This window comes from Streptomyces sp. (genome assembly GCF_036566765.1).
Lineage (GTDB): Bacteria > Actinomycetota > Actinomycetes > Streptomycetales > Streptomycetaceae > Streptomyces.
This window is the reverse complement of record NZ_DATCVQ010000149.1, coordinates 1-7,314: the sequence shown is the minus strand read 5'-3', so window position 1 is coordinate 7,314 and position 7,314 is coordinate 1. Positions and strand designations below refer to the sequence as shown.

General features: G+C 72.8%; 7 protein-coding genes. 4 read left to right on the top strand and 3 right to left on the bottom strand.

All coding sequences use genetic code 11. The annotated features are described in order from the left end of the window. Window positions 1-167: 167 nt before the first annotated feature. Window positions 168-722, bottom strand: a complete 555-nt coding sequence (locus tag VIU94_RS07860; RefSeq protein WP_331909005.1) for a SigE family RNA polymerase sigma factor — start codon at window positions 720-722, stop codon at window positions 168-170. A 158-nt stretch (window positions 723-880) separates the two neighbouring features. On the opposite strand from VIU94_RS07860, the gene VIU94_RS07855 reads away from it, so the two are divergent. Beyond that, the gene (locus tag VIU94_RS07855) at window positions 881-1,573 is read left to right on the top strand and encodes a demethylmenaquinone methyltransferase (RefSeq protein WP_331909003.1); all 693 of its coding nucleotides are present in this window, start codon (window positions 881-883) and stop codon (window positions 1,571-1,573) included. 97 nt (window positions 1,574-1,670) lie between these two features. Next, entirely contained in the window at window positions 1,671-2,954 is a 1,284-nt protein-coding gene (locus VIU94_RS07850) for a geranylgeranyl reductase family protein (protein WP_331909001.1), read from the top strand. Here the strand turns inward: VIU94_RS07850 and VIU94_RS07845 are convergent. Further along, window positions 2,920-3,933, bottom strand: a complete 1,014-nt coding sequence (locus VIU94_RS07845; RefSeq protein WP_331908999.1) for a helix-turn-helix domain-containing protein — start codon at window positions 3,931-3,933, stop codon at window positions 2,920-2,922. The genes VIU94_RS07850 and VIU94_RS07845 overlap by 35 nt on opposite strands. Before the next feature lie 85 nt (window positions 3,934-4,018). Between VIU94_RS07845 and VIU94_RS07840 the strand changes: the two genes are divergently transcribed. Together VIU94_RS07840 and VIU94_RS07835 are read left to right on the top strand one after the other, a co-directional pair. Then, on the top strand, window positions 4,019-4,927 hold the full coding sequence (locus VIU94_RS07840; RefSeq protein WP_331908997.1) for an NAD(P)-dependent oxidoreductase: 909 nt from the start codon (window positions 4,019-4,021) through the stop codon (window positions 4,925-4,927). 81 nt (window positions 4,928-5,008) lie between these two features. Next, complete coding sequence (locus VIU94_RS07835) at window positions 5,009-6,265, top strand: benzoate/H(+) symporter BenE family transporter (protein WP_331908995.1); 1,257 nt, start codon at window positions 5,009-5,011, stop codon at window positions 6,263-6,265. Here the strand turns inward: VIU94_RS07835 and VIU94_RS07830 are convergent. Further along, the gene (locus VIU94_RS07830; protein ID WP_331908993.1) at window positions 6,262-7,218 is read right to left on the bottom strand and encodes an IS481 family transposase; all 957 of its coding nucleotides are present in this window, start codon (window positions 7,216-7,218) and stop codon (window positions 6,262-6,264) included. The genes VIU94_RS07835 and VIU94_RS07830 overlap by 4 nt on opposite strands. Between the last annotated feature and the right edge of the window lie 96 nt (window positions 7,219-7,314).

Below are 7,314 nucleotides of genomic sequence, written 5' to 3'. Positions count from 1 at the left end.
CCACCGTCAGCCGGGCGCGGGCGCGCCGCCGGCGGCCCAGCCGGACCGCGACGGGCGCGAGGTCGGGGAGGGGCGGCAGCTCCTCGGTCGTGCGGTCCATCGCGGTGCGGACCATGGTGTCGTCGTCCGTCATCGTGTCGTCCGTCGTGTCGGGCACGGCGGCCTCCTCAGCTTCCGTTGGCATGGGCGGGGACGGGGGAACCGGCGGCGCCGTACAGGTGCGCCTCGCCGAGGCGCTCGCGCAGCCGGGCCAGCGAGCGGGAGCACTGGCTCTTCACGGTGGACTCGCTGCACCGCAGCAGCCCGGCGACCGTCTCCACGCTGAGGTCCTCCCAGTACCGTAGGACGACCATCGCGCGGGCCCGCGGCGGCAGCTCCGCGAGGGCCGCGAGCAGGGTGACCCGTACGTCCGCGTCGCCGGGCGCGGACACCGCGGCGGTGCCGCCGGACCGGCCGGCCCGGGTGTACGCGAGCAGGTCGCGCAGCCGGCGCCGCCGCTCGGCGAGGAACGTGCGGGTCAGCACGGTCTTGGCGTACGCGTGCGGGTGATCGGCCGTGCCGGCCCGCCGCCAGCGCTGGAACACCTTGGCCAGGGTGGTCTGGGTGAGGTCCCGGGCCTGGTCCGCGTCGCCGCAGAGCAGGTACGCCGTGCGGTACAGCCGCTGCTGCCCGGCCCGGGCGAACTCCTCGAACCCGTCGTCCGGGTCGTGTGCCGCCTGCATCGCACTCCCTTCGTCGCCGCGTTCCCGCGTGGTGTGTTCGGTCGTGCGTCCTTGAGTGCGCCCGTACGGGAAAGGTTGAAGGGGGCCCGGGGAAATTTCCGGGCGTCTTCGGGGGGACGGGCCCCGGCTCTCCGGGAGGCGGCTGCGACAATGGCCGCGTGACGCGAGCAACCCTGGACAAGCAGCCGCACGAAGTCGCCACGATGTTCGACGACGTGGCGGCCAACTACGACCTGACCAACGACGTGCTCTCGCTGGGCCAGGACCGGCGCTGGCGCAAGGAGGTCGCCAAGGCGGTCGACGCCCGCCCCGCGCAGCGGATCCTCGACCTGGCGGCGGGCACCGGCACCTCCTCGCTGCCCTTCGCGGCGACCGGCGCGTACGTGGTGCCCTGCGACTTCTCGCTGGGCATGCTCCGCGAGGGCAAGAAGAAGCACGGCTGGCTCCCGCTGACCGCCGGCGACGGCACGAAGCTGCCGTTCCGCGACGAGGTCTTCGACGCGGTCACGATCTCCTTCGGGCTGCGGAACATCCAGGACACCGAGGCCGCGCTGCGCGAGCTGTACCGGGTGACCAAGCCCGGCGGCCGGGTCGTGATCTGCGAGTTCTCGCACCCCACCTGGGCCCCGTTCCGCACGGTCTACGAGGAGTACCTGATCCGGGCGCTGCCCCCGATCGCGCGCGCGGTGTCCTCGAACCCGGACGCGTACGTGTACCTCGCCGAGTCCATCCAGTCGTGGCCGGACCAGCCCGCCCTCGCGGGCCTGATGCAGAAGGCCGGCTGGGGGAAGGTCGCCTGGCGCAACCTGTCCGGCGGCATCGTGGCGATGCACCGAGGCTTCAAGGCGTAACGCTGTAGCAGTTCCTCCCGCGGCCCCCGCCCGGGGCCGCGGGAGCTCCGCAATAGACTTCCACCGACCTGCCGTCGACTCTTCGGGAGACCCCGCCGTGACCGAGCCGCTCTCCGAGCACAGCGCAGATGTGATCGTCGTCGGGGCGGGCCCGGCCGGTTCCACGACCGCGTACTACCTCGCCAAGGCCGGACTGGACGTCCTGCTCCTGGAGAAGACCGCGTTCCCGCGCGAGAAGGTCTGCGGCGACGGGCTCACCCCGCGCGCCACCAAGCAGCTCGTCGCCATGGGGATCGACATCTCCGAGGAGGCCGGCTGGCTGCGCAACAAGGGCCTGCGGATCATCGGCGGCGGCGTCCGGCTCCAGCTCGACTGGCCGGATCTCGCCTCGTACCCGGACTACGGACTGGTCCGCAAGCGCGACGACTTCGACGAGCAGCTCGCCCGGCAGGCGCAGAAGGCCGGCGCGCGGCTGTACGAGCAGTGCAACGTGGGCGCGCCGATCGTCGACGACCGCACCGGACGGATCACCGGCGTGCACGCCAAGCTCGGCGACGAGAAGCGCGAGGTCACCTTCCACGCGCCGCTCGTCGTCGCGGCCGACGGCAACTCCACCCGGCTGTCCCTCGCCATGGGCCTGCACCGGCGCGAGGACCGGCCGATGGGCGTCGCCGTCCGTACGTACTTCACCTCGCCCCGGCACGACGACGACTACCTGGAGTCCTGGCTGGAGCTGTGGGACCGGCGCGGCGCGCAGGACCGGCTGCTGCCCGGCTACGGCTGGATCTTCGGCATGGGCGACGGCACGTCCAACGTCGGGCTCGGCATCCTCAACTCCTCGAAGGCCTTCCGCGAGCTGGACTGGCGCGAGGTGCTGAAGGCATGGTGCGCGTCCATGCCGGAGGAGTGGGGCTACACCCCGGAGAACATGACGACGCCGATCCGCGGGGCCGCCCTGCCGATGGCGTTCAACCGGCAGCCGCACTACACCAAGGGCCTGCTGCTGGTCGGCGACGCGGGCGGCCTGGTCAACCCGTTCAACGGCGAGGGCATCGCGTACGCGATGGAGTCCGGCCAGATCGCGGCCGACGTCATCGTCCAGGCGCACGCCCGCGCCACCCCGGCCCAGCGCGAACTGGCCCTGCACAACTACCCGAAGATCCTCAAGGACACCTACGGCGGGTACTACACGCTGGGCCGCGCCTTCGTGAAGCTGATCGGCAATCCGAAGGTCATGAAGATCGCGACGCAGCGCGGTCTGAGCCACCCGCTGCTGATGAAGTTCACGCTGAAGATGCTGGCCAACCTGACCGACCCGACGGGCGGCGACGCGATGGACCGGGTCATCAACGGCCTGTCGAAGGTCGCGCCGAAGGCCTGAACGCCCTGCGGTAGTCGGTGGGGGAGACCCCGACCGCGCGGGAGAAATGCCGGCGCAGGTTCGCCGCCGTGCCCAGACCGCTCTGCTCGCCGATCCGCTCGACGGGCAGATCGGTGCGTTCGAGCAGGGTCTGGGCGCGGGCGATCCGCTGCTGGAGCAGCCACTGCAGCGGCGTCGTCCCGCAGGTCTCCTGGAGCCTGCGGTGGAAGGTACGGGTCGACATCCGGGCCCGGCGCGCCAGATCGTCGACGGTGAGCGGGGTGGCGAGCTGCTCGACGGCCCACTGGAGCACCGGTCCGAGGCTGTCGTCGTCGCTCGGCGGCAGCGGGGCCTCGATGAACTGCGCCTGGCCGCCCGTACGGTGGGCCGGGACGACGAGCCGCCGGGCGAGCTGCCCTGCGACGGCCGCGCCCAGGTCCTGACGTACCAGGTGCAGGCAGAGGTCGAGGGCCGCGGTCGCCCCGGCGCTGGTGAGCACGGAGCCCTCCTCGGTGTAGAGCACCGAGTCGTCGACGATCACCTGCGGGTGGCGGGCCGCGAGCTGAGCGGTGTGCTGCCAGTGCGCGGTGGCCCGCCGCCCGTCGAGCAGCCCGGCCGCGGCGAGCGCGAACGCGCCGGTGCACAGCGACACCATGCGGGCCCCGGAGTCCGCGGCCGCGCGCAGCGCCTCGACCAGTTCGGCCGGCACCTCCTCGCCGTCCTCCACGACCGCGTCCGGGACGGACGGGACGATCACGGTGTCCGCGCGGGCCAGCGCGTCGAGCCCGTGGTCGGCGCGCAGCGCGAAACCGGAGCCGTTGCGCCCGTCCGGGTCGGGGTCCCCGGGGCCGCACAGCCGCAGGTCGTACCAGGGGTCGGCGAGGTCGGGCTGCGGCACGCCGAAGACCGTGCAGGCGATGGAGACCTCGTACAGCTCCCACATCGTCAGGCCCACGCGCGGGTCGGGCAGGACGGCGATGGCGACGACTCCGGTACTCATGATCGCGAGGCTACGGCAGGAATTTTGCGCCGGTGGTCAGTCCTGCCACTGTCGGCCGGATTCCGCCGCTGCGAGCGTGGAGCCCATGAACGAGCACAAGATCGACGAGCCCGAGATCAACGAGCACAAGACCGCCGTCACCGTCCTGGGCCTCGGCCAGATGGGCGCCGCCCTCGCGGGCGCCTTCCTCGACGCCGGCCTTCCCACCACCGTCTGGAACCGCACGCCCGCCAAGGCCGACCCGCTCGTCGCCCGCGGCGCGGTGCGCGCCGCCTCGGTCGTCGAGGCCGTCGCCGCGAGCGACCTGGTCGTGGTCTGCGTCCTGGACTACCCCGCCGTCCGCGCGCTGCTGGCCCCCGTCGCGGACGCGCTGCGCGGCCGGACCCTGGTCAACCTCACCAGCGGCTCGCCCGAGCAGGCCCGGGAGGAGGCGGCCTGGGCGGCGGAGCACGGGGCCGCGTACCTGGACGGCGGCATCATGACCACCCCGCCGGGCGTGGGGGACCCGGGCAACATGGTGCTCTACAGCGGCGATCCGGCGGTGTTCGCGGAGCACCGGGAGACCCTCGCGGTGCTCGGCGACCCGGTCGGGCTCGGCGCGGATCCCGGCCTCGCCTCGCTGTACGACGCCGGGCTGCTGGGCCTCATGTGGTCGGTCTTCGGCGGCTGGCTGCACGCGACCGCGCTGGCGGGCGCGGACGGCGTGGCCGCGAAGGACTTCACCGAGGTCGCCACCCGCTGGCTGCGCACGGTCGCCTGGTTCATGAGCACCTACGCGGACCAGATCGACGCCGGCGCGTACCCGGGCGACGACGCCACCATCGACGTCCAGGCAGCGGCGATCGGTCATCTGCTGCACGCGGGCGAGGCGCGAGGGATCGACGGGCGGCTGCCGCGGCTGCATCTGGAGCTGATGCGCGAGGCGGTCGAGGCGGGGCACGGCGGGGACAGTTACGCCCGGATCATCGAGGCGTTCCGGCCTACGCCTCGGTAGTCCCGCCCGGTCGCTCCCGGCCTCGGCGATGCGCGAACATGGGCTCGGCGCGACCGCATCTCTGGGGGCTGACGAAACATCATGACCACGCACATATCGGGGGGCCGGCGGCTGCCGTGGACGGCGGTGACCGCCGGGATCGTGGCCATGACGGTCTCGTACGCGGGACCGCTCGCGATCATCCTGGCCGCGGCCGACGCCGCCGGGCTGAGCGCTGCCGAGAGTTCGTCGTGGGTCTGGGCCGTGTCCATCGGGGCCGGCCTGACCTGCGTCGGGCTGAGCCTGTGGAGCCGGGCGCCGATCATCACGGCGTTCTCGACGCCGGGCGCGGCCATCCTGGTCACGGCACTGCCGCAGCACGGGTACGCCGAGGCGGTCGGCGCGTTCGTCGTGGCCGGCGTGGCGGCCACGGTCCTGACGGCGACCGGGGTGTTCACCCGGGTTCTCGCCAAGATCCCGGAGGGCGTCGTCTCGGCGATGCTCGCCGGCATCCTCTTCTCGTTCGGGACCGGGATCTTCACCTCGGTCCGCTCCGCGCCGCTGCTCGCCGGCGGGATGCTGCTCGGCTACCTGCTGGCGCGGCGGTTCCTGCCCACGTACGCGGTGGTGTGCGCGCTCGCCGTCGGCCTCGCCGTCGCCGGCGCGACCGGCGGCCTGGACGTGGCCGTGCCGGGCGCCGGGCTCGCCCTGCCGCACCTGACCGTGCCGGAGTTCTCCGTCGGCGCGCTGGTCGGCATCGGCGTGCCGATGCTCGTGGCGACGCTCGCCGGGCAGTACGCGCCGGGCATGGCGGTGCTGCGGGCCGACGGCTACACGCCCGACGAGCGGGTGGTGTGCGGGACGACCGGCGCGGTGTCGGTGCTGCTCGCGCCGTTCGGCTCGCACGCGATCAACCCGGCGGCGATCACGGCCGCCATCTGCACGGGCCCGGACGCGCACCCGGACCCGGCCCGGCGCTGGGTCGCCGGCGTGAGCTGCGGGGTCGGCTATCTGGTGGTCGGCTGCTTCGGCTCGACGCTGGTGGCGCTGTTCACCGGGCTGCCCGGCGCGCTCGTCGCGACGCTGGCCGGGGTGGCGCTGCTCGGGGCCCTGTCGGGGAGCCTGGTGCGGACGGTCGCGGACGAACGGGGCCGCGAGGCCGCGGTGGTGACCTTCCTGGCGACCGCGTCCGGGGTGACGATCGGCGGCGTCGGCTCGCCCTTCTGGGGCCTGCTCGCCGGCCTCCTCACGTACTTCCTGGTAGAGGCCCGGCGAGGCGGCGACGAACCGACCGCCCCAGCCGGAGACCCCGAACCGGCGGCCGGGACCACGGGCAAGACCGCGGCCGCCGGGCGCTAGGTGTATTGACCCGCAGCGTTGTTGACACGGCTGATCGGCGGGTGTCCGCCCAGTGCGGTGTGGCAGCGATGGTGGTTGTAGGTGTGGAGGAAGTCTGCCAGGGCCTCGGTCCGCTCGTCGTTTGAGGTGTAGGGCCGCAGGTAGGCCCATTCGTCGAGCAGGGTGCGGTTGAAGCGTTCGACCTTGCCGTTGGTCTGTGGCCGATAGGCACGGGTCAGCTTGCCGGTCGCGCCGAGCTCGGCCAGGACTGCCTTCCATGCCAGGCCCTTGCGGTAGGCCCAGGCGTTGTCCGTCAGGACCCGCTCGATGCGGTCGATGCCCTGGCTTTGGAAGAACGCGGCCGCGCGGGTCATGAAGTTTGCGCAGGTCGCGACCTTCTCGTCGGGGTGGATCTCGCTGTAGGCGAGGCGGGAGTGGTCGTCGACGGCGGAGTGGACGTAGTCGAAGCCCATGTTGCTGCGGGTTGCCCGGCCGGCCTGGCGGCCCAGAACCTTGTGGCCGCCGCCGGTGGGGATCCGGCCGAGCTTCTTCACGTCCACGTGGATCAGCTCGCCGGGCCGTTCGCGTTCGTAGCGGCGGATCACCGTGCCGGTCGGCCGGTCGAGCCAGGCCAGCCGGTTGAGCCGGTGACGGGTCAGGATCCGGTGGACGGTGGAGGCGGGCAGGCCCACGATCGGGCCGATCCGGGCCGGGCCGAGCTTGCGGCTCTGCCGCAGGCCGCAGACGCGGTCTTCCACCGCGGCCGGGGTCCGGTGCGGTGTCGTGCGAGGCCGGCTCGACCGGTCGTGCAGGCCCGCCTCGCCCTCGGTCCGCCACCGGCGGATCCACTTGTGGGCCGTGGCCCGGGAGATCCCCATCTCGGCGGCCACATGAGCGACCGGACGGCCAGAGCGGACACGTTCGACCAGCAGTCTCCTACCGAAGACCGTCAGCCGGGCATTACGGTGGGCCACGAAGACCTCCGTGAGGTGAGTTCCTAGACAGCTCCCACCACACCGGAGGTCTTCGCCATGTTCAAGACCAGACCGGTGTCAACAACGCTCGTGATC